Here is a 23,032-nt window from a genome sequence, read left to right on the forward strand (position 1 = left end):
GCGCGCTGGTTCAGTCGGAGACGCTCGATTCGCATAAGCTGCGCCAGGCATTTGGCATCATGCTGCTGCTGAACGGCGGCCTTGCCCTAGCACAACTGATGATCGCGCCGTGGGCAGCCGATTATTACGACCAACCCATGGTGGCGGACCTGCTGCGGGTGCAGGCGCTGCTTTACCTGTCGACTCCCTTCATCTCCATACCTGAAGCGCTCATGGGGCGGGCGCTGGATTTCAAGCGGCCTGCGCTGGTCAACCTGATAGCGGCAGCGGCATCAGCCGCTGTAGCCCTGACAGGTGCGCTGTCAGGATGGGGCGTGTGGACGCTGGTATTTGCGCCCATGGCGGGCTTTTGGGTCAAGGCGGTGGGCTATATCATCGCTACAGGCTTCCGGCCGATTCCCAGCTTTGATTTTCGGGGTACGGGCGCGATGGTCGCCTATGGCGCGTCGCTGCTCGGCGGCCAGCTTTTCTGGATCATCCAGAGCCAGGCGGATATCTTCATCGGCGGTCGCGCGCTCAATCCGCATCAGCTTGGTCTTTATGCCGAAGCCCTCTTTCTGACGCAGATCTTCGTGTCCAAATTCATCCCCCCGCTGAACGACGTCGCCTTTCCCGCCTATGCGCGGATGCAAAAGGATCCGGCGCGAATCGCATGGTCATTCTGCAAGGCCGTGCGGCTGCTGCTGCTCATTTCCTGCCCTGTATATCTCGGCATGGCGGTTACTGCCGAGCCGTTGGTGGAAACCCTTTTCGGCGCGAAGTGGCTTGAGATGGCGCCCTTTGTGTCGGTCCTGGCGCTCGCCATGCCGTTCATGACGCTGCAGGTCATGTTCGCCCCGGTAAGCAATGCCCTCGGGCGTCCTGGGACTACGGCGCGAATCGCCGCCGTGGGGGCTGTGTTGATGCCGATCGCATTCCTGCTGGGCATTCGATTCGGCGCGATCGGCTTGGCCTGGGCCTGGCTTGGGGCCTTCCCGTTGCTAACCGCGGTCACTGCGCGCCTAGCCGGGGGAGCGATGGGATTGCGGCTGATGGACCTGATTCGCGCTGCGGCTCCGGGCCTTGGCTGTTCCATTATGATGGCGGGGATAGTGCTGATTGTCGATTCGCTACTGCCCGCACTGCCGGCACTGGTGCGGCTTTGCGTCCTAGTGCCTTCAGGCGCCCTCGCCTTCCTTGCCGCGCTGATGCTTTGCGCGCGCGGTACGTTGATGGAACTCGTCAGCCTGGTGGTGAGGCGGACAGCACCGCAGCCCGCCCCCGCCTGACTTACGCCGACTGTATGTAATCGCGCAGTGCTGCTGCTTCCGATTCGATGCTGTCGATCCGGAATTTGACGAGGTCGCCAATCGACACGAGACCTGTCAGCCTACCATCGACAACAACAGGAAGGTGGCGGACCCGCTTCTTCGTCATGAGTGACAGGCAATGGATCACCGGAGTCTTGTCATCGGTGGTTATGGGAGGGGCGGTCATCACCTCCCCCACCCTGCGTTCCAGCACCGACGCGCCATCTCGCGCAATTTGATGGACGAGGTCGCGTTCGGAGAAAATCCCGAGCACCTGACCATCATCGACAACAGGCACGCAGCCGATCCGCCGTTCGGACAAGAGCTGGACTACCGATAGCACGCTGTCCTCCGGTCGGACCTGGGTGACCTCATGGCCTTTGCCCTGCAGAATCGCGGTGATCGTCATGCCCCGTCTCCTTGCGTTCAGACATTATGCGTCCGTCCCTTGATGATCCCACTTTCGTTCCCCAAAGAAAAGGGATGAGAGATAAACAGGGCCTGGATGATCCAAGGATCGCAGCGACCGCCTGGGGGCGGTTTCGGCGCATCATGCTTTGGATGGCGCTTGGCGGAGCTTTGTGCGTTGGCGTGGCACTGGGCTGCCTTCGCCTATGGGCTGGCCCGATGCCCTTGCACATGGTCCTGGCCACCGTCATCGGCGTCTGGTTGACCTTCATGCTGGGGACCGGCCTGATCTCCTTGGTATTCCTTTCGAGTGGAACGGGCCATGATGATCAGGTCATGGACCCGCTGAAGGACGAGGTATCCATCGATGACTGAAAAGAGGGGCGAACTGGTTCTGCGGGTGGTGCCCGGCATTACCGAGATCAACAGCAACGGACATATTTTCGGCGGATGGATCTTAAGCCAGATGGATATCGCCGGAGGGATCGTGGCGGGCCGATTGGCTGAAGGCGCAGTGGCGACGGTGGCTATCGACGGCATGAAGTTCATCTCGCCGATGCTGCTTGGTGATATCGTGACGGTCTATGCGCATGAAGAACGCCGCGGTCGAACGTCCCTCGGCATTCGCGTAGATGTGGTGGCGACACGCGGGACGGATCAGCGGCAGATCGACCTGACGAGCGGTATCTTCACCTTCGTCGCGCTTGACGATCAACATCGGCCACGCGTGTTGCCCGCGCGCTGAATTGCCGCAGCCGAAAAGAAAAAGGGAGCGGCGCGTACGCCACTCCCTTCAAATCCGATCTCGCCGTTATCCGAAGCGAGACGCTAGATCATTCCGCCGCTTCCGCAGCCGGACGCGCGCGGCGCGTACGCTTGCGCGGCGCTTCCTCGGCAGCGGGCTCGCTGTCATTGTCGGCACGGGCGATCGAAGGCGGCAGGACGGAAAGGTCGAGCCCTTCGCTGCCTTCAGACTTCGCCACATCCGCCTTCCGGGGACGGCCGCGACGGGCGCGGGGCGCTTCCGCTGCTGCCGCAGCTTCCGTTTCAGCCTGAGGTTCAGGCGCACGCTCTGCGACCGGTGCCGGAGCTTCCGGGGCTTCTTCGTCCTGCCGCTCGGCCACTTCATAGGCTGGGCGCTCGCGGCGCGGGCGGTCGCGGCGGTTACGGTTGTCGCGATTATCCTGCTGGTCACGCTGCTGATCGCGGCGGCGATCGCCTTCATAGCCACGCTCGAACTGCTGCTGCGGTTCGCTACGATTGTCGTCGCCCGCGAAATCCGGGGCGTCGAAATCATCGCCTTCATAATCGCCATTGTCTTCCGGACGGCGGAAGCGCTGCTGCTGCTCCTCCTGCCGGGCGCGATTGTCGGCCAGCACGCGGAAATAATGGTCCGCGAACTGCAGATAATATTCCGCATTCACACGGTCGCCCGCCATCTGGGCGTCGCGAGCCATATTCTTGTACTTTTCGAGAAGCTGGACCGCGTTACCGCGTGCGCGGCTATCAATCCGGTTGCCGCTATCGCCGCCGCCCCGGTTGCCGCCACCCGGACGTCCGTTATTGTTCCGGCCGCGATTACGGCGACCGGCCTGCCTGTTGTTGATCAAGAGCTGGTCCTTGCGTTCACTTTGCCATCATTCACTGAAAACATCGTTCAGTCGCATCCTAAAACACCGCCTGCTCATCAGGCCGGGTAGGGCTCCGCCGGACAGGGGCTGTGCGACAACCCTTGCCCTTACGCTGCCAGAGGCGCCTGCGCAGCAGCGCCATCGTGACTTTGAAGGAGCGGGAAAACGGCCTTTTCTCAGCTAAGCCCCACAGGGCAGATCCTCAGGATAATGCCGTCCCTGCTCTCCATGTAGTGTCTTTGCGGAGATAAACCAAGCAATTTTCACTTGAGCCGAAGCGATTCCGGTGAGTTTGGCGGGCGAACCCATGGGTGGTCGTCCGCAGCCGTCAACGCGGCGCGAGATAGCGCGGTAAAACCAGCATATTTCCCATCTTGAAGCAACTCCGGCGCGCCCTCGCCTTTTAGGATTGCGAGGGGCGAGTGGCGATCAGGCAGCGGTCGTGCCCTGCCATGTCCTTGCGGACCGCCACTACAAGTCCCTCCGCGCGAAGCAGCGCGGACACGCTTTCCCTCTGGTCATGGCCGATCTCGATGGCGGCCACGCCGCGGTCCGTGAGAAGCCCGGCGATCATGGGCGCGATACGCCGATAGTCGTCCAGACCATCTGCTCCCGCAAACAGAGCGCTTGCGGGTTCGTGCAGCACGTCGCCGGTCAATTCCTCTTCGCTCGCAATATAGGGCGGGTTGGCCAGGATGAGGTCAAAGGGTCCGGTCATCCCCTCCGCCCAATCCCTCAACCGAAAAGACGCCCGCCTGGCAAGCCCGAGACGTTCGGCATTATCTTGCGCCACCGCAAGCGCTTTAGAGGAAAGATCTACTCCAATCCCGCTCGCTCGCGGCCATTGATCCAACGCCGCGAGCAGCAGCGCGCCTGATCCGGTGCCCAGGTCCAGTATCCGTTCCGGCGAACGATCCTTGAAATGCTCGATCGCCGCCTCGATCAACGTTTCGGTATCGGGGCGAGGGATCAGCACATCGGGCGTGACCCGCAGGCTGATCGTCCAGAAATCCCGAACGCCGGTGATATAGGCGATGGGTTCACCGCCAAGCCGCCGGTCGAGAAGAGCGGCGAAGCCATGGGGCACGGACAGGTCCTGCTGACGAAGCAGCAACGCGTTCCGGCTCAGGCCCAGCGCGTGCGCGAGCAGCAGTTCGGCATCAAGGCGCGGCGTGCCGCTGACCTTGTCGAGACACGCAGCCGCATCGCGGAGCGCTTGGGCGATGCTCACCCGATGCCATCCAGCTGGGCAAGGCGTGCGGCTTCATCCTCGGCAATCAGCGCATCGATGATTTCGGCCAGGCCTGCGCCTTCCAGGATTTCCGGCAGGCGATGCAGGGTCAGGTTGATGCGGTGATCCGTCACGCGCCCTTGCGGGAAATTATAGGTGCGGATGCGTTCGGACCGGTCGCCTGATCCGACCATCGCCTTGCGCGCGCCTGCCTGCTCGCTCTGTGTCCGCTCGCGTTCCGCTTCGTAAAGACGAGCGCGCAGCACCTGCATGGCCTTTGCCTTGTTCTTGTGCTGCGATCGTTCGTCCTGCTGCGTCACGACGATGCCGCTGGGCAAGTGCGTGATCCGCACGGCACTGTCGGTCGTATTCACATGCTGCCCGCCAGCGCCCGATGCGCGGTAGATGTCGATCTTGAGGTCGCTGTCGGCGATCTGCACATCGACCTCCTCGGGTTCCGGCAGGACAGCGACGGTCGCGGCGGAGGTATGGATGCGCCCGCCGCTTTCGGTCACGGGCACACGCTGCACCCGATGGACGCCGCTCTCGAACTTGAGCTTGGCGAACACGCCTGCGCCCGTGATGCTGGCAACCACTTCCTTGAAGCCGCCCACTTCGGCAGCGTTGGCGGAGATCATCTCCATCTTCCAGCCTTGGGCGTCGGCATAGCGCTGATACATGCGGAACAGGTCGCCCGCGAACAGCGCAGCCTCATCTCCACCGGTTCCGGCACGGATTTCCAGCATCGCCGGGCGCGCATCGGCTGCATCGCGCGGCAGCAGTTGCAGGGCCAGCGCACGCTCGGCGCCCGGCAGCTGGCTCTTGATCAGCTGCATTTCCTCCTGCGCCATCTCGCGCATCGCGGCGTCTGCGTCGGCGCCATCGCCACCCGCCATATATTCGAGCGCCTGAAGTTCCTGCCGAAGCCGCCGCACTTCATGCGCGGCGCGCGCGACCGGCTCGATCTCCGCATATTCCTTCGACAACCGCACGAACTCCTCGGGCGCGAGGTCGGCACGCGTCATCGACGCCTGCACCTCGTCCCGGCGCGCCTCGATCTGCGCGATGCGTTCGGCGGAAATATGCATCAAAGAGCCGTCAGCTTCTCGACCAGTCCGGCCAACGGCACGGCTTGCTGTTCCCCGGACCGCAGATCGCGCAGACCCGCTTCTCCACGAGTCAGTTCATCCTCGCCGATGATGACAGCCCAGGAGGCGCCCGAAGCATTGGCGCGTTGCATCCGCTTCTTCATATTCCCCCGAAAACCCATGTCGCACATAATCCCGGCGCGGCGAAGATCAGCGACAAGGCCCGTCGCCCTTGCTTCCGCCGCCTCGCCCAGCGGGATCATGACCACTGTGGGCGCGGAAGGTTCCGGCGCATCCACCAGCATGGCGAGCCGCTCAATGCCCGCAGCCCAGCCAACGGCGGGCGTCGCCGGGCCGCCGAGGTTCTCGATCAACCCGTCATAGCGTCCGCCGCCAAGCACGGTGCCCTGTGCGCCCAGCCGGTCGGTGATGAACTCGAACGCGGTGTGGCGGTAATAATCAAGGCCGCGCACCAGCCGGGCGTTGCGCTGCCAAGCGACGCCCGCCGCGTCCAAGCCCGCCGTCACCTTATCGAAGAAAGCACGGGCCTCGTCCGTCAAATAGGCATCGATCTCGGGTGCGCTGTCCGCCACAGGCCGATCGCGCGGGTCCTTGCTGTCGAGGATGCGAAGCGGGTTGCGGCTCAGCCGGTCGAGACTTTCTTCCGAAAGCTGATCGCGATGCGCTTCGAAATGGGCGACTAGCGCGGTGCGCCAGGCGTCACGGCTTTGCGCGTCACCCAGCGTGTTGAGGTTCAGCGTGACGCCCTCGGAAACGCCAAGCTCGCGCAGCAACTGGTCGGCGAAGACCAGCAGCTCGATATCCGCCCCTGCTTCGCCAGCGCCGATGATTTCGGCGTCAAGCTGGTGGAACTGGCGAAAGCGGCCTTTTTGCGGACGCTCGTAACGGAACAGTGGGCCATGGGTTGCCACTTTGAGCGGCGCATATTGCTGCCAGCCTTCGGTGACATAGGCCCGCGCGATCCCCGCGGTGAATTCGGGACGAAGCGTGATGCTGTCCCCGCCCCGATCCTCGAAGGTGTACATCTCTTTCGAAACGACATCGGTGCTTTCGCCAAGCGAACGGGCGAATACGGCGGTGGCTTCAAACACCGGGACTTCGACCCGGTGAAAGCCATAGAGCCTGCGGACGCGATCAAAGGTCGCGATCACATGGGCAAAGCGTTCCTGGAACGCGTCAGCGGTGCCCCCCAGCATGTCCTGCGTGCCGCGCACCGCATTGGGTGTCTTTGGGCGCGGATTTTCGATTTTCGCCATGGGGATGCGCCTTTAGCGGCAAAGAAGGCTCAAGGAAACGCGCTTTTTTGTCACATAATGTCGCCGCTCTTCTTCCGGGTGGACGCGGTCATCTTGGTTCGTCATGCTGATTTCATAAGGCATTCCTGCCGCGTCTTTTTTCGGAGACAGACATGATCCGCAGCCTCGCTGCCGCCCTCTTGCTTTCCACCGCCATCATCAGCCCGCTTGTTGCCCAGGATGCCGTAAGGTCAAAGCCTGCCGCACTGCCAGTGAACGACGCCGCTCCGGCGCCCCGCGACGTACCTTACCCCGGCGGTACGATCCGGCTGGAAGTCGATGCGACCGACACAACCCAGAGAATCTTTCGGGTAAAGGAGCATATTCCCGTCGCGACGAGCGGCCCTATGACGCTACTTGTGCCCGAATGGCTGCCGGGCAATCATGCGCCGCGCGGGCAGATCGAGAAGATCAGCGGGCTGACTTTCACCGCCGATGGCAAACCGGTCACCTGGAAACGCGATCCGCTCAACGTCTACGCCTTCATCATCGACGTGCCGCAGGGCACGCGCGAAGTCACAGCATCTTTCCAATTCCTGTCGGCTACCCAGCCCAATCAGGGCCGGGTCGTGGTGACGCCCAAGATGCTGAACATCCAATGGGAGTCGGTCTCGCTCTACCCCGCAGGCTATTATACGCGGCAGATTCCGATTCAGGCGACAGTGACCTATCCCGACGGTTGGCAGGCGGCCACCGCCTTGCGTGGACAGAAGACCGGATCGACCGTCACCTATGAGACGATCGACTATGAGGCGCTGCAGGATTCGCCGGTCTTCGCCGGGCGCTATTTCAAGCCGGTGGACTTGGGCCACAACGTCACCCTCAACATCGTCGCCGACGAGGCGGATGAGCTGGAGGCGAAGCCTGACCAGATCGCCAAGCACAAGAAGCTGGTCGATGAAGCAGGGGCGCTGTTTGGCGCCTATCATTTCGACCATTATGATTTCCTGTTCGCGATCACCGACGAAATGGGCGGCATCGGCCTTGAGCATCACCGTTCATCGGAGAATCAGGTGGAACCGGGCTATTTCAGGAAGTGGAGCGACAGCGACGCACTGCTGGATCGCAACCTTCTGCCTCATGAATTCGTCCATAGCTGGGACGGCAAGTTCCGTCGCCCGGACCTTTTGTGGACGCCCGACTTCAACGTGCCGATGCAGGATAATCTGCTGTGGGTTTATGAAGGGCAGACGCAGTTCTGGGGCTATGTGCTGGGCGCGCGGTCTGGCCTGTTCACTAAGCAGGAAACGCTCGACGCCTATGCCCATATCGCGGCCAAGCTCGACACCACGCGCGGCCGTGAGTGGCGGGCGATGGAGGATACGACCCACGACCCGATCATTTCGGCTCGCCGTCCCAAGGGCTGGACCAGCTGGCAGCGGTCGGAGGACTATTATAATGAAGGATTGATGATCTGGCTGGAGGCCGACGCGATCATCCGCCGCCAAACGCGCGGTGCAAAGGGGCTGGACGATTTTGCAAAGGCATTCTTCGGCATCAATCCGGGCGATTGGGGCCAGGTTGTCTATAATCGCGATGATGTCATCCGGACGCTGAACGGCGTCGCGCCCTATGATTGGGCAGGCTTCTTCACCCGACATGTCGACAGTACGACGCGGGAAACGCCCAAGGGCGGCTTCACCATGGGCGGCTACAAGCTCGTCTATGGCGACACGCCCAACGCCTTCACCAAGGCGGCGGAAAGCGCAGGCAAGAATGTCGATCAAAGCTTTGGCGTCGGCATGATCGTCAAGAGTGACGGCGAGATCAGCAACGTCGTCTGGGACAGCGCCGCCTTCAAGGCCGGTCTGGTCACTGGCGCAAAGATCGTCGCGATCAATGGCGATGAATATTCGGGCGAGGTCTTCAAGGCTGCGCTCAAGGCCGCCCAGCCGATGCAGATCATCGTCAAACAGGATAAATACTACCGCACTTTGACGCTCGCTTATTCCGGCGGCCTGCGCTATCCGCGCCTCGAAAAGACAGGAGAGGGTGACGGCAGCCTCGACCGGCTGCTCAAACCAAGGACATAATCACCCGCAACGCCAACGTGCATCAAAAGGCTTTGAAGTCCATGAATATCGAACTGATCCCGGTCGGCGACGATCCGCCCAACAGCCTGAACGTCATCATCGAGGTGCCGACTGGCGGCGAGCCCGTGAAATATGAGTTCGACAAGGCATCGGGCGCGCTGTTCGTCGATCGCATCCTGCATACGCCGATGCGCTATCCGGCCAATTATGGTTTCGTGCCGCACACCCTTTCGCCCGATGGCGATCCTCTGGACGCGCTGGTAATCTCGCGCTCGCCCTTCATCCCGGGCAGCGTCGTGCGTGCACGCCCGATCGCCGTTCTCAATCTGGAAGATGAAGCGGGCGGCGATGAGAAGCTCGTCTGTGTGCCTGACGACAAGACATTCCCTTATTATTCCAAGGTTGGTGAAAAGGACGACCTGCCCGGCATCGTCATGGAGCAGATCGAACATTTCTTCACCCACTATAAGGATCTGGAAAAGCAGAAGTGGGTGCGCATCGGCACATGGGGCGGCGCTGAAGACGCTCGCCAGATCACGCTGGAAGCGATCGAGCGTTACAAGGCTGACAAGAAGGCGGCATAAAGCTGCGCAGTGAGTTAGGAGCCGCGCAGGATATGTCCTGCGCGGCTCTTTTTCATCAAGGCTGTTGCGTCCCCAATCCGTCCTGCCAGCGACAGCTGGCATCTCAGTAGATGGCGCGCAAGTTGGCCTGAGATGCCAGCTTCCGCTGGGAAGATGCTTAAATCGGGGCCTGCCCCCGATCCCACCTCAAATCAGCCGATCCGCCTCCAGCGCCGCCGCCAGCGAATCACGCCCACGCGGCAGACGCGCATGGAGGCGCGCATCCGCCTCCGCCAGCCGCTCGACGCCCAAGGTCAGCTGCTCCTCCGGCAAGGTGAAGGGCAGGCGCAGGAACCGCTCAAAAGCGCCGCTCACTCCAAAGCGGGGCCCGGGCGCAACTCGCACGCCATGGCTTTCCGCGATCGCGGCCAAGGCAGTCGCTTCCGCGCGGGGCAGTTCCGCCCAGAGCGACAGGCCGCCCGCTGGCGATTCGACGCGCCAGTGCGGCAGATGCTTCTCGATCTCCGCGATAAGATGGTCCCGCCGCGCCCGGAGAACCTCCGTGCGCGGCCCCAGCCCTTCCTCGCTGTCGATCAGTTGCGCGGCGGCAAGTTGCTCCACTACCGGGCTTGCCATGTCCATGGTCGTGCGCAGCCGTCCAAGCGCGGCGATCGTCTGCGGATCGGCCCGAATCCAGCCGACCCGCAAGCCGCCCCAATAGATCTTGCTCGCTGATCCCATCGAGATAACCTGCCGCCCCGAAGGATCATGGATCGCGACTGGCGGCGGCGCGGGGAAATCGAGCCCCATCGCCACCATGGTCTCGTCAATGATCAGCGGCGTATGCGTCCGCGCGGCCGCAGCGACCAGGGCGCGCCGGGTCGCCGGATCCATGCTGCGACCGGTCGGATTGTGGAAATCGGCGATGATATAGGCGAAGCGCGGGCTTGTCTGGCGAAACGCCGCCTCCATGGCGTCAATGTCCCAGCCTTGGACGGGGAGTCCGACCGGCACAGGCACGACATGGGAGCGCTGCAAGGCCTGGATCACATTATGATAGGTCGGATGGTCGATCACCACCCGGTCGCCCGGTCCCGTCAGCCATTGCATCAGCAGTGCAAAGCCCTGCTGCGCACCATTGGTAACGATGATCTGGTCGGGACTGGTAGGACATCCACGCCGCTCGAACTGTGCCGCAATCGCACGGCGCAGCGGCGGCAGGCCAAGCGGGTCATAGCCAAGTTCACCGAGGAAAGCAGGTAGCGCCTCCACGGCAGCCTTACAGGCGCGCCCCACGCCAGCGGCTGCGGGCAAAGCGGCATGGGTCCAATTGAGGATATTGCCATGCGATGACATATCCAGTTCAGGCGGCTCTGCCTCCATCCGCCCCGTCGGCAGCCGAGTAACGCTGCCCGACCCCTGCCGGCTTTCGAGATACCCTTCGTCCCGCAGCCGATCGAAGGCGGCAGCGATAGTCGTACGGCTGAGGCCGAGCGCAGCGGCCAGCTCCCGCTCACCCGGCAAGCGTACATTCAAGCCGACGCGCCCATCCAATACCAGCATGCGTAGCGCCTGCGCCAGTTGGCGATAGGCTGGTTCGGCGCTTTCCTCCACACGCCAGGCGCCAAGCAAGCGGAGCAGAGAGGGCGGACGGAGGGCAGAGGTGGCCATGGCCAATGGTTATCCAAACGGGATCTACAAAGTCCACTTATGGAAAAATGGACGTTTTGTAAAAGGCCATTTGGCGCCACATGTTGATCGAGACCCTTGTCCCCTGACCGGCCAGCCAGAACCCGCTGGCCGGTTCTTTTTCCATTTCAGTACGCAACGAACCGGATCGAAGCGCTCGAGACCCAGCCGCTAAGGCATGGCCCTTCATAAGGCTGCCTGCGCTCGACCGGTTCAGACAGGCCGCAATCATTGGGAGCGGGCATCAACACGACCACGCCCAGCCATTTCTGATCGAGACTGCGGGTACAAACATGAACGCGCCCGCCCTCTGCCAGCCGTCCGACTACCTGCGCATCGGCAAAGGGGGCCGCGCGGATCGCAAGACCTCTCGCGCCCACGCGAGCCGCCTGCCCCATCGCGCCGCATGCATCAAGGCGAGGCCCGTCTTCTCCGATCGTCACCGGACGGATGATCTTTGCCTCCAGCCGCGTTTCCGGCATGGCGTCGCGCGGCGCACCGGCGATGGAACTGTTGGGCAGCTCCTCCAGGACGTCGCTGCTGTCGGAGCAGGCGCCAAGCATCAGAAACAAGGGAAAGATGGCGCGCATGCCACCCTGATAGACCGCCCCACCCTCAAGCGGAAGCAGGCATGTTTCGCTTTAGTTTCGGCGGGCCTTTCCCTATATGCTCGGGCATGAGCGAGGAAAGTCTAAGCAGCCCCAACAGCAACGCCTATGGCGCCGACAGCATCAAGGTCCTCAAGGGCCTCGACGCGGTACGCAAGCGGCCCGGCATGTATATCGGCGATACCGATGACGGGTCGGGCCTGCACCATATGGTGTTCGAGGTCAGCGACAATGCAATCGACGAAGCGCTGGCCGGGCATTGCGACCGTATCCTGATCACGCTTAATCCCGATGGATCGGTCAGCGTCGAGGATAATGGCCGCGGCATACCTACCGACATCCACAAGGAAGAAGGCGTGTCGGCGGCAGAGGTCATCATGACCCAGCTGCACGCTGGCGGTAAGTTCGAGAACACCTCGGACGACAATGCCTACAAGGTTTCGGGCGGCCTGCATGGCGTGGGCGTCAGCGTCGTGAATGCGCTCAGCGAATATCTCGACCTCAACATCTGGAGGGACGGCAAGGAGCATTATATGCGCTTTGCCTATGGCGATGCCGTGGCGCCGCTTAAAATTGTCGGCGATGCGCCGGAAGGCAAGAAGGGCACTCGCGTCACCTTCCTCCCTTCGACCGAGAAGGTTCCGGGTGACGGCGGCACGTTCAAGAACCATACCGAGTTCGATTTCGACAAGCTGGAGCATCGTTACCGCGAGCTCGCTTTCCTGAACTCCGGCGTGCGCCTGTTCCTGATCGACGCGCGGCATGAGGAAAAGAAGGAAGTCGAGCTGTTCTATGAGGGCGGCATCGCGGCTTTCGTGAAGTGGCTCGACCGGAACAAGCAGCCGCTGATGCCCGATCCCATCGCGATCGCGGGGAGCCGCGATGATGTGACGATCGACGTCGCGCTGGAGTGGAACGATTCCTATTATGAGAACGTCCTTTGCTTCACCAACAACATCCCTCAGCGGGACGGCGGCACGCACCTGGCCGCTTTCCGCGCGGCGCTGACCCGTACGCTCAACAGCTATGCCGACAAGTCGGGCATGCTGAAGAAGGAGAAGGTCTCGCTGACTGGCGAGGACATGCGCGAGGGCCTCACCGCCATCGTGTCGGTGAAGCTGCCCGATCCCAAATTCTCATCGCAGACCAAGGACAAGCTGGTCAGCTCCGAAGTCCGCCAGCCCCTGGAAAGCCTGATGGCGGACAAGATGGCGGAGTGGCTGGAGGAGAACCCCAGTCACGGCAAGATGATCATCCAGAAGGTGATCGACGCCGCCGCCGCGCGCGAAGCCGCGAAAAAGGCGCGCGAACTGACTCGGCGCAAAGGCGTGATGGACATCGCATCGCTCCCCGGTAAGCTCGCCGATTGTCAGGAGCGCGATCCTGCCAAATCCGAACTCTTCCTCGTCGAAGGTGACTCGGCGGGCGGCTCTGCCAAGCAGGGGCGCAACCGCCATAACCAGGCCATCCTCCCGCTCAAGGGCAAGATCCTGAACGTGGAGCGTGCCCGTTTCGACCGGATGCTCTCGTCCAAGGAAGTCGGCACGCTGATCCAGGCGATGGGCACCGGCATCCGCGACGATTTCAACCTGGAAAAGCTGCGCTACCACAAGATCGTCATCATGACCGACGCCGACGTCGACGGCGCGCATATCCGCACGCTGCTGTTGACCTTCTTCTATCGCCAGATGCCGCAGATCATCGAGGCGGGGCATCTCTACATCGCTCAGCCGCCGCTCTACAAGGCGACGCGGGGCCGTTCTGAGGTGTATCTGAAGAATGAAGCGGCGCTGGAAAATTATCTCGTCGACAATGGCGTTGAGTCCATGGCGCTGGAAACGAGCGGCGGCATGCGTTCGGGCGAAGACCTGCGTCACCTGATCGAACATGGCCGTCGGATGCGGGCGGTGATGCGCTACGTGCCGCGCCGCTATAATCCCGCCATTATCGAAGCGCTGGCGATCAATGGGGCGCTTGATCCGGAACTCAGCCAGCAGGCCCAGGCCGAGCGGCTGGCCGCGACTGTCCGCTGGATGGACGCGCAGGATGAAGAAGGAAAATGGAGTGGGCGGATCGCCGAAGAAGGCGGCTTCCACTTCGAACGGCTGTGGCGCGGCGTGACCGATCACCACATGATCGAACATGGCTTCATAGGTTCGGCCGAGGCGCGCAAGCTGCACGCGATCGCCGCCGAAGAAGCGGACAGCTATCGTACCACCAGCCGCCTCGTCACCGCAAAGGCCGCGGCCGCCGCTGAAGAGGCTGGTGACGATGATCTGCCGGTCGTATCCAAAGGCGCGGTATCAGTCACCCGGCCGAGCGAATTACTGGAGGCGATCCTCAGTTCGGGCCGCAAGGGTCTGGCGATCCAGCGCTATAAGGGCCTTGGCGAAATGAATGCCGAGCAGCTTTGGGAAACAACGCTGGATCCGGACAACCGCTCGATGCTGCGCGTCGAGGTCGAGCAGGCGGATGTGGCGGACGAAATCTTCACCCGGCTGATGGGCGACGTGGTCGAACCCCGCCGCGAATTCATTCAGGACAACGCCCTCAACGTCGCGAACCTGGACGTCTGATTGTGGTAGAGTGAAGCGGCTCTTGCAGCCGCTTCAACTTATCAGCCGGACGGCGCTTATCGACCATTCAGGTGGAAGATCGCAGGTATTCCTGATAACCGAATTACCGCTGAACGCGAGCCGTAGCGCTACCATCTGAAAGCAATCGAGCGTCATGCCCGACGTTCCATTGAACGTTAGCGTATCTTTTGGAAAGTAAAAGGCTCCACTGAATTTTGAGTTGGAGTTGCCGTTGATCTGGCAACATTGATTACTCGCTGCCGCCCTGCTGTCTCGATAAATGGTGATGCCTTTATAGGTACCATTCTCTGGTTCGGAGATGTCGATCGTGGCGCCGCCATTAATATCCATCGTTGCAAAACTATTTGGATTATTAGGCGTAGTACTCGTCAGTACGAACGTGCAGCCATGGCACGTGAATTTCGCTTGGGCACCTATCTGCAGACCCCCATTATTAGCGCCGTTAGCGAGATAGTAGGTACCCGGCGCCAATGTTAGGGTGCCTTGAACGTTGATCGAGCCATAGCATGCGAAGGGAGGATTCTGAGTTCCGCCGATGTCATTGACTGTTGTTCCGGAAGGGACGTCGATCACTTTCCAATTGGTGCCGTTTTTACATTTGCCATTGGAAACGTCATTGGTGCTCGGATCATAATTTGTCCCCGCAAAGGGATCAACCAAGGCCGTATGATCGGGCATCAATACGGTGCCGGTGGCATACGCAGTTGATGACGGTATTCCACCTCTGGCCACGAGCGGCGAAATTTTGACTGAGGGTTGCCCATTCACATTAATTGCCGACCTGCTGGTCGAGTTGGTCCCTGCCCCGCAGTACAGTTCCAGAATCGAATTACCCGCGAAATTGATCCCGGTATTATTTCCGTCTTCCAGCGCACGGAAGCAGATATCACCATCGGAAACGACCGCTGCCCGCGCTTCGGCAGCCACCGTGGAGGTCGACATCCCGAACAGGGCCATCAAGGCAGTGGGCTGCGTGCTCACCAGCCGGACGTACATTGCCGAGGTGTAGGTGATGCTGCCGCTGGTATAAGCCCCCGGCGTGATCGTCGACGTGGCCCCCGGCACAAGGGCATTCTGCGTCAGCGCCTTGTTCGCCTGAGCGGTCGCGGCGCTATTCCCCTGGTCCTGATACAGCGAATAGGCCCCAGCCATGGCCGCGGAGTCAGCTTCGCGCTGCAATTCCCGCTTCACATGCGCCAGTTGCATCGTATGCACGCCAAGGCCCGCTGCACCGATCATGACCGGCAGCGCCAGCGCCGTGAGCATGAGGGCATTGCCTCGGGCATCAGACCAAAGTGTGCGCAAGCGGGACAGGCAATTGGAGAGGGGCATCGTCAGGTCCTCGGCTTTTAGCTCGCGACATAGGCTCGGCGCGTTTCAGACAGCGTGATTGTCTTGCCGACGAACAGGAAGTTCACCGCCAGATTGTAGCCCATGGTTATTGTCACATAGCTGGGGGACGAACTGCTGGTGCCAGACGTAAAGGTGACCGTCGGCCCAACGATGTCCGCCGGTTTCATTCCGAACCGGTTCGAGGCGATTCGCGCTTGTATGTCTGCTTCGCCTGGCTTGGGCCAGGTCGTCGCATATCGCGCAGCATCCTCGACGGTGCTGCGCAAACCTGCTTGCGCATAAAAGAGGATGCCGAGCGCCGGAATACCGATCAGCATTGCGAGTAGGACGGGCGCCACGATCGCGAATTCGAGCACGCCGACGCCGCGGCAGTCGCGCGCGAGTGGGTTGAGAAGACGAAAAAAGCGGGTCATTGGATCCTCAGGACGCCCGTTGCCGAAATAGGTACGACGCCATTGGAATTGCCCAACATCTTCGCCAGCGCACTACCCGCAAAGGACGGGGTGAAGGTCGTCGAAATCTGGATCTGGGTATAGCGTGCCGTCTCCCCGGATGGACAGGGGCTGGAACTGGTCGTCCAGGTGGTCGCCGTACCCCCGCATTCAAGCGTCTGGGTGACCGTCACCGCGCTCGTTGCAACATCTGCCTGCGCGGCCGCCTGCGTCTGAATATCGGCTGCGGAAACATTCGTGCCGCCCATCCAAGACATTTCCAGCCCGCGGTTTACGGCTTGCTGAACCTTCATCTTGGCTGCGCCATAGCGGGCAGCATCTGTTGTCCCCATGATTATCATGGCGAGAACCGGAGCCACCATCGCCGTTTCCACAAGCGCAATTCCGGATGTGTCGATCTGCAGCTTGGTCAGTAGGGCGCGAACAAACGCCGGAGCCGCACCAAATGGCCGAGCGCGAGGCGAATCACTCATCGCACCGCTCGACAACGCTTGGCTGAACATAAAAGGACGCATCGAAAATCCCTTCGCACCGGGATTTTCTACTCAGCATATGCTGTCCATTGCGTTAAACAGCATGCTTAATAATATACTAATATGCTGTTTATGTTCAGGTATATATCTGATGTTATATTAATTAGCGGTAAAGAAGCGGGGAGTTTATGAAGCTTTGGCTTTTTGTTGCGAGCGGCTTGCTCCTCACCGGCTGTGGTCGGAATGAGGATATGGCTGATCGGCCCGCAAAGGACCTGCACATGGCAAATGCGCAGATCGTCGAGGGCCAGACGACGGAGCAGCAGCCGGCCATCTTCTCCAAAGCTGAAGCTCATGTCGGCCCGGAGATCACCTCACCGTCGCCACAAACCGTCGATACAGCGCCGCTGAGCAGCGAAACACGCTACAGGGCGCTCGGCACCGAGCCCTTCTGGTCCGTGACCGTCAAGGGATCCGTTGCAACCCTCGAACGTCCAGACAAGCCTCCAAGACATTTCACGGTCAGCCGAACGGATGATGGCCGCGCCATACGCTATTTGGCAGACGGATTCGCCATGACGGTGACCGAAGGTCCGTGCAGCGACGGCATGAGCGACGCGCATTGGGCCGATAGCGTCGCGCTGTCCTTCGGCGAAGGCACCTTGAAAGGCTGCGGCGGCGTACGCGAGGACTTCTAATCCGTTCGCATCGCCTCTGCCACCAGCGCCTCGGCTTCCATGAGCAAGGCGTCCTCCGCCGCCGCCTGCGCCACCTGTTCACGGCCGATCAGGATCAGCACCGGCACGGCCAACGGACTGACCCGATCAAGGTCGACATGCAACATCGTCGCCGAAGCGCGGTCGATCAGATCACCGAGCCGCCCGACATCCGTCATGCGCGCACGGGCGTCGGCCCAGGCCGCCTTCAACAGCAAATGATCCGGCTGATATTTGCGCAGCACGTCATAGATGAGGTCGGTCGAAAAAGTGACCTGCCGCCCGGTCTTCCGCTTGCCGGGATGTTGGCGTTCGATGAGGCCCGCGATGACCGCGACGTCGCGGAAAGCCCGCTTCAACAGACTTGATTGTTCGACCCATTCGACAAATTCATGATCCAGAATGTCTGCGGAAAACAGGCTTTGCGGGTCCGTCACCGGTTTCATCCCATAGACGGCAAGCGCGTAATCGTTGGACACGAAGCCGAGCGGCATCAAACCCTGCGCATCCATGCGGCGGGTGAGCAGCATCCCCAGTGACTGATGGGCGTTCCATCCTTCAAAACTGTAGCAGACGAGATAATGCCGCCCCTCATGCGGGAAGGTTTCAATGAGCAGTTGCCCCGGTTCGGGTAGGGCCGACCGATATTTCTGCACTTCCAGCCACTCCCGCACATCGTCGGGGAAGCGATGCCATTCCTCCGGCTCGGCCAGAAAGTGGCGCACCCGGTCGGCAAGCCGCGTGGACATGGCCATCCGCGTGCCGCCCCAGGCGGGCACCCGCGCCTGCTTAGACGTTGCGCGCACGACCAGGTCGGTGACGTCCATACGCACCACCTCTAACGCCAAGCCGGAAAAGAAGAAGCTGTCGCCGGGACGCAGCGTCGCGGCAAAGCCCTCCTCCACCGTGCCAAGCTTTCGCCCATTGGCGAACCGGACGTCCAACACCGGCTGATCGACGATGATCCCGGCATTCATGCGGTGCTGTTGAATGAAGCGCGGGTGCGACACGCGCCACAAGCCGTCTTCGTCATGGGTCAACCGCTTGAACCGGTCATAGGCCTTCAGCGCATAGCCGCCCCCTTCGATAAAGTGCAGGACGTTGGCCAACCCCTCATCGGTGAGCGCACTGTAGGGCGTGGCCGATCGGACTTCGTCCAGCAACTCCGGTTCCGCAAACGGTGCCGCGCAGGCCAGCGCCATCACATGCTGCGCCAGAACGTCGAGGCTGCCTATGCGGAAATCATCAGCATCCCGCTCCCCCGCCTCCACCGCATCCAGCGCGGCGCGGGCTTCCAGATATTCAAAGCGGTTGCCCGGAATGATGATGGCCTCGCTCGACTGGTCCAGCCGGTGATTGGCGCGGCCGATGCGCTGGAGCAGGCGGGATGAACCTTTGGGCGCACCCATCTGGATCACGCAATCGACATTGCCCCAATCGACGCCCAGATCGAGGCTGGCCGTGGCGACAAGCGCGCGCAGCCTGCCGTCGGCCATCGCATTTTCCACCTTCCGCCGCGCCTCCACCGACAGGCTGCCATGATGGATGCCGATCGGCAGATTGGCCTCGTTCGCGGTCCAAAGCTCCTGAAAGATCAGCTCCGCAAGTCCACGCGTGTTACAGAATATCAGCGTCGTCTGCCGCCGCTCGATTTCGGCCATGACCTGCTTTGCGGCATATTTGCCCGAATGGCCGGACCAGGGAATGCGCCCTTCCGGAATGAAGATGGCGATGTCCGGATCAGCGCCCTCCTCCCCCATGACCGGCGCGACGCTGTTGATGTCACCGTCGGGCGCAAGCCAAGCGCGATAAGCGTCGACATCCGCTACGGTCGCCGACAGAGCGACGCGGCGCAGTTCGGGATTGATCCTCTGCAAGCGCGCAAGCGACAGACTGAGCAGATCCCCCCGCTTCTGCGTGGCGAAGGCATGGACCTCGTCGATGATCACCGTCTTCAACTGCGCGAACATCAGGAAGCTGTCGGGGTAACTCAACAGGAGGGACAGGGACTCCGGCGTGGTCAGCAGGATCTGCGGCGGCCGAGCGCGCTGCCGAGCCTTGCGGTCCGAAGGCGTGTCGCCCGTGCGCGTCTCGACGCGGATGGGAAGGTCCATCTCCTCGATCGGGGTAAGGAGATTGCGCCGCACATCGACCGCCAGCGCCTTGAGCGGTGATACGTAGAGGGTGTGAAGACCATCGCTCGGTTCTTCGATCAAATCGGCAAGCGTTGGCAGGAACCCCGCCAATGTCTTCCCCGCACCCGTCGGCGCCACGAGCAAGGCATGATCCCCTGCCCGTGCGGCTGCCAGCATCTCCATCTGGTGGCGACGCGGCGACCAGCCGCGCGCGGTGAACCATTGCTCCAGCTGTTCAGGAAGGCCTTGGTTCATATCGACAGATGTAGGAACGCGCACCGGCGCTGTCACGATCCCTCCCTCGCAAGATCATGAAGGCGAGATAAATGCCGAATGACTGCTCTCTTTCCCTTCCAAAGGCGTTACACTCCAGGACATCAGAGCAAGGCTGCAAAGCCGCCAACTCAGGAGAACAGCGATGACCGGCGAAACAGAGGCCGACCTGTCCGGGGCCGAGCCCACGCGCAACCGGCGCCGTGCCAAAGCCGCCATCATAGAGATCGGCGGGCGCAAGCTGAAACCAGCGACGCTCATGATGGGCCATGGCTATGACCCCATGTTGTCGGAAGGATCGCTGAAGCCTCCCATCTTCCTGACATCGACTTTCGCCTTTGAAAGCGCGGCCGCTGGCAAGCGGCATTTCGAAGGGGTGACGGGGATCAGGCCGGGCGGCGCGGAAGGGCTGGTCTATTCCCGCTTCAATGGCCCCAATCAGGAAATCGCCGAAGACCGGCTCGCGGTGTGGGAGGAAGCGGAAGACGCCCTGCTTTTTTCCAGTGGCATGTCTGCGATAGCGACAACGCTCCTCGCGCTCGTCCAACCCGGCGATGTCATCGTCCATTCGGCGCCGCTTTACGCAGCGACGGAATCACTCATCGGCCGAATCCTCGGCAAATTCGGGGTGCAATGGCTCGATTTCCCGGCGGGCTCGACCGAGGAGGAGATCGGCGCGGTAATCGAACAAGCAAAGTCGCTTGGCCGCGTCGCGCTTATCTATCTGGAAAGCCCCGCCAATCCCACCAATGTGCTGGTCGACGTGGAAGCGGTCGTGGCCCGGCGGGACCATCTCTTTGCCGGAGAGGATCATATTCCGCCGGTAGCGATCGACAATACGTTTCTCGGGCCGCTCTGGCACCATCCGCTCGCCCATGGCGCCGACCTCGTCATCTACAGCCTCACAAAATATGCGGGCGGCCATAGCGACTTGGTGGCAGGTGGGGTGTTGGGGCCAAAGGACCTGATCAACACCATCAGGCTGATGCGCAACACCATTGGCACGATCCTCGACCCGCACAGTGCCTGGATGCTGCTCCGTAGCCTGGAAACGCTCGAACTACGCATGAGCCGGGCTGGCGACAACGCAGCGAAGGTCTGCGCGTGGCTCAAGGACCAGCCGCAGGTGGAGAAGGTCGTCTATCTCGGTTTCCCGGAAACGGAGCGGCAGGCAGACATATACAGCCGCCACTGCAAGGGGGCGGGCTCGACCTTCTCCCTCTATCTGAATGGCGGCGAGGCCGAAGCCTTCGCCTTCCTCGACGCGCTGAAGATCGCGAAGCTGGCCGTCAGCTTGGGTGGCACGGAAACGCTGGCCAGCCACCCGGCAGCCATGACGCACCTGTCCGTGCCGCCTGAGCGCAAGAAAGCTCTGGCGATCAGCGACAATATGGTGCGCATATCGATCGGCTGCGAGGATGCCGACGACCTGATCGCAGACTTTGCGCAGGCGCTGAAAGCCGTGGGATGAGCGATAGCCGTCCCGTCGTCCTGGTCGGACAGCCGCTCTTGGCTCCGCTGCTGCCAATCCTGCGGCCGCTCTATGACGTCTGGCCGCTGTGGGAAGATGAGGGCGAACGCCGATGCAGTGAGGCCCGGGCAGTTGTTTGGGCCGGAGAATTCCCGCTGGCGCCAGCGCTGCTCGACATCATGCCGCAACTTGGCCTCATCGCCTGCTTCACCGTGGGCTATGATGGCGTCGACCTGATGGAGGCGGATCGGCGCGGTATAGTGGTAACCCATGGTGCCGACGCCAATGCGGAAGATGTTGCGGACCACGCTATAGGGCTCATGCTCTCGCACCGCCGGGGCATTGTCGAAGGTGACCGGCTGTTACGGACGGGCCTGTGGATCGCTGGCCCTGAAAGGCTGTCGCATTCGCTGGCAGAAGCAAGGCTCGGCGTCGTCGGCATGGGCCATATCGGGCAAGCAGTCGCCAGGCGCGCGGAGGCGATGCGGATGCAGATCGGCTGGTGGGGCCCGCGCGACAAGCCGGCACTGCCTTGGCCGCGATCGGAAAGCCTGAACGCGCTGGCGCGTGATAGCGATATATTACTCGTCGCAGCACGTGCCGACAGCGGCAATCGCGGGATGATCGATGCGGGCGTTATGGATGCGCTCGGCCCGAACGGGCTCCTCGTCAATGTCGCGCGCGGGCAACTGGTGGACGAACCGGCTTTAAGGCAGGCGCTGCGACAGCGGAAACTCGGCGGCGCGGCGTTGGACGTGTTCCAACAGGAGCCTACTCCGGCCGATATCTGGGCGGATGTCCCCAACTGCGTCCTGACGCCGCACATGGGCGGCGCCACCCATGAAGCGGTAGCGCGCATGACCCGGATGGTGCTGGCGAACCTTGAGGCCTTTTTCGCCGGAGAAGCACTGCCGAACCGCGTCAGGCCTGATTGACTAGGCGAGCCTTAGAGCCAGTCCACGCGTGGCCACCCCTTCGCCGCCGCCAGCCTGGCGAGCGGCTTGTGCGGATTGGAAGCAAAGGCCATGTCGGCAAATTCCAGCATCGGCGCGTCGGACACATGGTCTGAATAAGCCCTGATCTGCGCCTGCTCGCGGTCGATGGCCTCTGCCGCCATCCACGCCTTGATCATCCGCAGCTTGCCGGTGTCGTAGCAATTCTCGCCCGCGATCTTCGCACGAACATAGCGCAGATCCTGGCTCAGATGATCGGTCGCGATCACGGCGTCGAACCCCAGCCTGCGGGCGATCGGTTCCACATAAAGGCGGTAGGACGCGGTGGCGAGCACCAGCCGGTAGCCGTCCGCCCGGTCCCGCGCGATCTGCTCGAGAGCGCCCGCGCGAACATTGTTGGCCACGACCTTCGCCGCATAGCTTTCCACATGTGGCATCAGCTTGGCGCGTTCGACATTGAAGCCGATCATCAACGCCTGATTGAGTTCCTTCAGCCGTTGCCGGCTGATCAGCTTGAAGACATAGGCCAGCATCAACAGGATGACGCAGGGCAGCAGGACCAGCCGCCATGGCGCCATCGCTTTGGATACATGAATGAGGAAGCCGGTATAGGTGCCCGAAAAGGTCACCGTTCTGTCCATGTCGTAGATTGCCAGGCGGTGCGTCATGCCGTGTCCGAAACTTTTTGGCCGCTATTGTCGTTCTACCGTGCGGATGGGCCGTTTCGGCTTGCCGTGCAACCGATAATGGACC

21 protein-coding genes (1 of these 21 only partly in view) are annotated in these 23,032 nt (G+C 61.8%); 9 read left to right on the forward strand and 12 right to left on the reverse strand.

Annotated features, from left to right (window positions below; genetic code table 11):
- On the forward strand, positions 1 to 1,268 hold the 3' portion of the coding sequence (locus ACYU8T_RS11330) for a lipopolysaccharide biosynthesis protein (RefSeq protein WP_461159488.1). The gene continues 220 nt to the left of window position 1, outside the view; 1,268 of the gene's 1,488 nt are visible here — the last part of the coding sequence; its start codon lies beyond the left edge, outside the window; its stop codon occupies positions 1,266 to 1,268.
- A 1-nt stretch (position 1,269) separates the two neighbouring features.
- Here the strand turns inward: ACYU8T_RS11330 and ACYU8T_RS11335 are convergent, their stop codons facing one another.
- A complete protein-coding gene (locus tag ACYU8T_RS11335) occupies positions 1,270 to 1,698 on the reverse strand; it encodes a CBS domain-containing protein (protein ID WP_461159489.1) in 429 nt (142 codons plus the stop codon).
- 74 nt (positions 1,699 to 1,772) lie between these two features.
- Here ACYU8T_RS11335 and ACYU8T_RS11340 point away from each other — a divergent pair, with 74 nt between their 5' ends.
- The gene (locus ACYU8T_RS11340; protein ID WP_461159490.1) at positions 1,773 to 2,072 is read left to right on the forward strand and encodes a hypothetical protein; all 300 of its coding nucleotides are present in this window, start codon (positions 1,773 to 1,775) and stop codon (positions 2,070 to 2,072) included.
- Positions 2,065 to 2,442, forward strand: coding sequence for an acyl-CoA thioesterase (locus tag ACYU8T_RS11345; protein ID WP_097090510.1), 378 nt, complete (start codon positions 2,065 to 2,067; stop codon positions 2,440 to 2,442). Before ACYU8T_RS11340 ends, ACYU8T_RS11345 begins: the two co-directional genes overlap by 8 nt.
- 88 nt (positions 2,443 to 2,530) lie before the next feature.
- Here the strand turns inward: ACYU8T_RS11345 and ACYU8T_RS11350 are convergent, their stop codons facing one another.
- The 4 genes from ACYU8T_RS11350 to hisS form a co-directional block, all read right to left on the reverse strand.
- Positions 2,531 to 3,307 (reverse strand): DUF4167 domain-containing protein, encoded by a 777-nt coding sequence (locus ACYU8T_RS11350; RefSeq protein WP_247231954.1) that lies wholly within the window; start codon positions 3,305 to 3,307, stop codon positions 2,531 to 2,533.
- Positions 3,308 to 3,731: 424 nt separating this feature from the next.
- Entirely contained in the window at positions 3,732 to 4,559 is an 828-nt protein-coding gene (gene prmC / locus ACYU8T_RS11355) for a peptide chain release factor N(5)-glutamine methyltransferase (RefSeq protein ID WP_461159491.1), read from the reverse strand.
- Positions 4,556 to 5,647: a peptide chain release factor 1 gene (prfA, locus tag ACYU8T_RS11360; RefSeq protein WP_097090513.1), complete on the reverse strand. Its 1,092-nt coding sequence runs from the start codon at positions 5,645 to 5,647 to the stop codon at positions 4,556 to 4,558. Before prfA ends, prmC begins: the two co-directional genes overlap by 4 nt.
- On the reverse strand, positions 5,647 to 6,924 hold the full coding sequence (gene hisS, locus ACYU8T_RS11365; RefSeq protein ID WP_201515457.1) for a histidine--tRNA ligase: 1,278 nt from the start codon (positions 6,922 to 6,924) through the stop codon (positions 5,647 to 5,649). The genes prfA and hisS overlap by 1 nt, the downstream gene beginning before the upstream one ends.
- A gap of 152 nt (positions 6,925 to 7,076) precedes the next feature.
- Between hisS and ACYU8T_RS11370 the strand changes: the two genes are divergently transcribed.
- Positions 7,077 to 8,996 carry a M61 family metallopeptidase gene (locus ACYU8T_RS11370; RefSeq protein ID WP_461159492.1) on the forward strand — a complete coding sequence of 640 codons (1,920 nt, stop codon included), beginning with the start codon at positions 7,077 to 7,079 and terminating at the stop codon, positions 8,994 to 8,996.
- A 41-nt stretch (positions 8,997 to 9,037) separates the two neighbouring features.
- Positions 9,038 to 9,580, forward strand: a complete 543-nt coding sequence (gene ppa / locus ACYU8T_RS11375) for an inorganic diphosphatase (protein ID WP_097090516.1) — start codon at positions 9,038 to 9,040, stop codon at positions 9,578 to 9,580.
- A gap of 186 nt (positions 9,581 to 9,766) precedes the next feature.
- Here ppa and yczR read toward each other — a convergent pair whose 3' ends face one another.
- Positions 9,767 to 11,230: a MocR-like transcription factor YczR gene (gene yczR, locus ACYU8T_RS11380; protein WP_461159493.1), complete on the reverse strand. Its 1,464-nt coding sequence runs from the start codon at positions 11,228 to 11,230 to the stop codon at positions 9,767 to 9,769.
- A gap of 146 nt (positions 11,231 to 11,376) precedes the next feature.
- Positions 11,377 to 11,838, reverse strand: coding sequence for a hypothetical protein (locus ACYU8T_RS11385; RefSeq protein ID WP_461159494.1), 462 nt, complete (start codon positions 11,836 to 11,838; stop codon positions 11,377 to 11,379).
- Positions 11,839 to 11,924: 86 nt separating this feature from the next.
- Here ACYU8T_RS11385 and gyrB point away from each other — a divergent pair, with 86 nt between their 5' ends.
- On the forward strand, positions 11,925 to 14,432 hold the full coding sequence (gyrB, locus tag ACYU8T_RS11390; protein ID WP_247231967.1) for a DNA topoisomerase (ATP-hydrolyzing) subunit B: 2,508 nt from the start codon (positions 11,925 to 11,927) through the stop codon (positions 14,430 to 14,432).
- A 33-nt stretch (positions 14,433 to 14,465) separates the two neighbouring features.
- On the opposite strand, the gene ACYU8T_RS11395 is transcribed toward gyrB, so the two are convergent.
- The 3 genes from ACYU8T_RS11395 to ACYU8T_RS11405 form a co-directional block, all read right to left on the reverse strand.
- Positions 14,466 to 15,719: a pilus assembly protein TadG-related protein gene (locus ACYU8T_RS11395; RefSeq protein ID WP_461159495.1), complete on the reverse strand. Its 1,254-nt coding sequence runs from the start codon at positions 15,717 to 15,719 to the stop codon at positions 14,466 to 14,468.
- Between the two features lie 83 nt (positions 15,720 to 15,802).
- Positions 15,803 to 16,219: a TadE/TadG family type IV pilus assembly protein gene (locus ACYU8T_RS11400; protein ID WP_461159496.1), complete on the reverse strand. Its 417-nt coding sequence runs from the start codon at positions 16,217 to 16,219 to the stop codon at positions 15,803 to 15,805.
- The gene (locus ACYU8T_RS11405; RefSeq protein WP_461159497.1) at positions 16,216 to 16,731 is read right to left on the reverse strand and encodes a TadE/TadG family type IV pilus assembly protein; all 516 of its coding nucleotides are present in this window, start codon (positions 16,729 to 16,731) and stop codon (positions 16,216 to 16,218) included. The genes ACYU8T_RS11400 and ACYU8T_RS11405 overlap by 4 nt, the downstream gene beginning before the upstream one ends.
- 281 nt (positions 16,732 to 17,012) lie before the next feature.
- Between ACYU8T_RS11405 and ACYU8T_RS11410 the strand changes: the two genes are divergently transcribed.
- Positions 17,013 to 17,429 carry a membrane-like protein gene (locus ACYU8T_RS11410; RefSeq protein ID WP_461159498.1) on the forward strand — a complete coding sequence of 139 codons (417 nt, stop codon included), beginning with the start codon at positions 17,013 to 17,015 and terminating at the stop codon, positions 17,427 to 17,429.
- Here the strand turns inward: ACYU8T_RS11410 and ACYU8T_RS11415 are convergent.
- Positions 17,426 to 19,837 (reverse strand): ligase-associated DNA damage response DEXH box helicase, encoded by a 2,412-nt coding sequence (locus tag ACYU8T_RS11415; protein ID WP_461159800.1) that lies wholly within the window; start codon positions 19,835 to 19,837, stop codon positions 17,426 to 17,428. The genes ACYU8T_RS11410 and ACYU8T_RS11415 overlap by 4 nt on opposite strands.
- A 163-nt stretch (positions 19,838 to 20,000) precedes the next feature.
- Here ACYU8T_RS11415 and ACYU8T_RS11420 point away from each other — a divergent pair, with 163 nt between their 5' ends.
- Together ACYU8T_RS11420 and ACYU8T_RS11425 are read left to right on the forward strand one after the other, a co-directional pair.
- Complete coding sequence (locus ACYU8T_RS11420; RefSeq protein ID WP_461159499.1) at positions 20,001 to 21,326, forward strand: cystathionine gamma-synthase family protein; 1,326 nt, start codon at positions 20,001 to 20,003, stop codon at positions 21,324 to 21,326.
- Complete coding sequence (locus tag ACYU8T_RS11425; RefSeq protein ID WP_461159500.1) at positions 21,323 to 22,261, forward strand: 2-hydroxyacid dehydrogenase; 939 nt, start codon at positions 21,323 to 21,325, stop codon at positions 22,259 to 22,261. The genes ACYU8T_RS11420 and ACYU8T_RS11425 overlap by 4 nt, the downstream gene beginning before the upstream one ends.
- An 11-nt stretch (positions 22,262 to 22,272) precedes the next feature.
- Here ACYU8T_RS11425 and ACYU8T_RS11430 read toward each other — a convergent pair whose 3' ends face one another.
- Positions 22,273 to 22,947, reverse strand: a complete 675-nt coding sequence (locus ACYU8T_RS11430; protein ID WP_461159501.1) for an HAD family hydrolase — start codon at positions 22,945 to 22,947, stop codon at positions 22,273 to 22,275.
- Positions 22,948 to 23,032: the final 85 nt, after the last annotated feature.

This window comes from Sphingobium sp. TomMM35A (assembly GCF_054771735.1).